Genomic DNA, 1,661 nt, shown 5'->3' with positions numbered 1-1,661 from the left:
CCGTCGCCGTTCAGGACCAGAAAGAACTGAAACTTTCGTCATGAGCGCCCCTTAACTTGCCAGTCAACGGGCACACCTTCTCACGCGTCAGAAAGATGCGGAAGGCGCGGTTGGTTGGACGCTTACGATGAGCTTTTGGGCCGCGAGTTGCGCATCGGACTCGGTTGCGTAGTCATCCGGCGTCACGACGCTGCGTACCTTGTCGCCCCTGACGACAATTCCGGCGCGACGGTTTGGAGTAATAGCCGCGCGCCAACAACCCGGCCTGCGCTGGTATATGACGATCGAAAAGTCGGCGATATCGGCCATTGAAGCGCCCCGGAAGGCAGCCTCGTGCCTGCTACTCCGCAATGTCAACGCCTGAAATAGATTCCATCCCCGGGGGCGCTGCTGTCCCCTTTGCTCCGGAGCGAGGGGAATGCTTATTTCGTTGGCCTATCTCAAGGTCCGGTGCCATCCTGACGAAGCTTTCGAAGCTCCTGATCGATCTTTAGCTGCGTACGGCGGGCGGCCAGCCCGGCGATCCTCGTCTCGGTCTTGCCCGCTTTGACTTTGTCGCCGATCGAGAACTGCCATTTCCAGAAACCCGGCACTGTCGCTGGTGCGATCTGATATTCCACGCCCTTGTGGTTCATCGGAGGGCTCCTAATTCTCTGCGCCAGGCTCGCAAAAGTAGCCAATGTCTGGTAGCGCGCATAATTAAATGTGACGAAATAGAATAATAACTTTAAATGAAACAAGTCTCTTTCGCTTAGACTTCATTTTCGGTTGCTCTACTATTCTACCGAATGCGGTTCTCATTTCATGTGGGCCAAGGTGCCGTGTTTCACGTTGCATGTAAGCCAGCGCAGATTTTGGAACGCTGCGACTTCAGCAGTCTTTGAGAACGGCGACGCCGCGCGCCAAGACGCGCTGCCAGCGTTTGCCGATCTGAGCTGCGATATCTGCGCGGATATGATTTCCAATTCGCAATGGAACTCATGGATCCAGTGGCAGATCAATCTTGCGGCCGAGTCTGTCGATCGAATCCCCGATTGCGGAAGATCAAGCCGACGCTTGAGCTGACCCAGTAGAGTTTTTTATGGTCAGCCCGACTTTTCGATGTCCCCGGAGCGGCGTAGACGTGCCGAGGCCTTCGCCCCGGACCCCGCGGCGCTTGGGACCCATTGCGAACAGATCGCCATGGCCATTCGAGATTTTCTTCCGCGCGACTAGACGACTAGACGAGCGTTTCCAAGATTTGAATCATAACGCTGATCTCAAAACTGGCTGATTTTTTGGCCAACGTGAGCGTCGCATATGATGAGTTTCATGGAATCGATCGTCTAGTGCGTTCAAATTCTGCAAAATTGCCGAAACGCCATGACTCGGAACGCGGAGCTCTATGTTCTGGAAATGGTCTTGAGCTGCGTCGGCACCGACGATCCTGTCGTCGCGATGCTGGATCTCAATATGCTCGCTGCCCTGCACGGCAGAGAACGATCGCTCGCCTAGTTCGACAGGCTCTTTGATCAGGCAGCTGAAGCGCATCGCCGCGATCGGCTACCAATTCGCCGATGTGGGTCATCGAGGCGATGGCTTCACCTTAGAGCAATTCATGGTGGGCTGAATCGGTAGGGATTACCTCTATGACGGGTTTCGACACTAAAAACGTCCAACAA

Annotated in this window: 3 protein-coding genes; 1 reads left to right on the top strand and 2 read right to left on the bottom strand. The window is 55.0% G+C overall.

The window, feature by feature from the left end; translation table 11 throughout:
- Positions 1-87 precede the first annotated feature (87 nt).
- Both WCB02_RS00740 and WCB02_RS00735 read right to left on the bottom strand, forming a co-directional pair.
- Entirely contained in the window at positions 88-309 is a 222-nt protein-coding gene (locus WCB02_RS00740) for a hypothetical protein (RefSeq protein WP_423955245.1), read from the bottom strand.
- 131 nt (positions 310-440) lie between these two features.
- The gene (locus WCB02_RS00735) at positions 441-635 is read right to left on the bottom strand and encodes a hypothetical protein (RefSeq protein WP_423955243.1); all 195 of its coding nucleotides are present in this window, start codon (positions 633-635) and stop codon (positions 441-443) included.
- A 703-nt stretch (positions 636-1,338) separates the two neighbouring features.
- Between WCB02_RS00735 and WCB02_RS00730 the strand changes: the two genes are divergently transcribed.
- Positions 1,339-1,494 (top strand): methyltransferase, encoded by a 156-nt coding sequence (locus tag WCB02_RS00730; protein WP_423955247.1) that lies wholly within the window; start codon positions 1,339-1,341, stop codon positions 1,492-1,494.
- The last annotated feature ends 167 nt before the right edge of the window (positions 1,495-1,661 follow it).

Source organism: Bradyrhizobium sp., from assembly GCF_049581145.1.
GTDB lineage: Bacteria > Pseudomonadota > Alphaproteobacteria > Rhizobiales > Xanthobacteraceae > Bradyrhizobium.
Note: the sequence above shows the minus strand (reverse complement) of the source record. Positions and strands in the feature narration are given on the sequence as shown.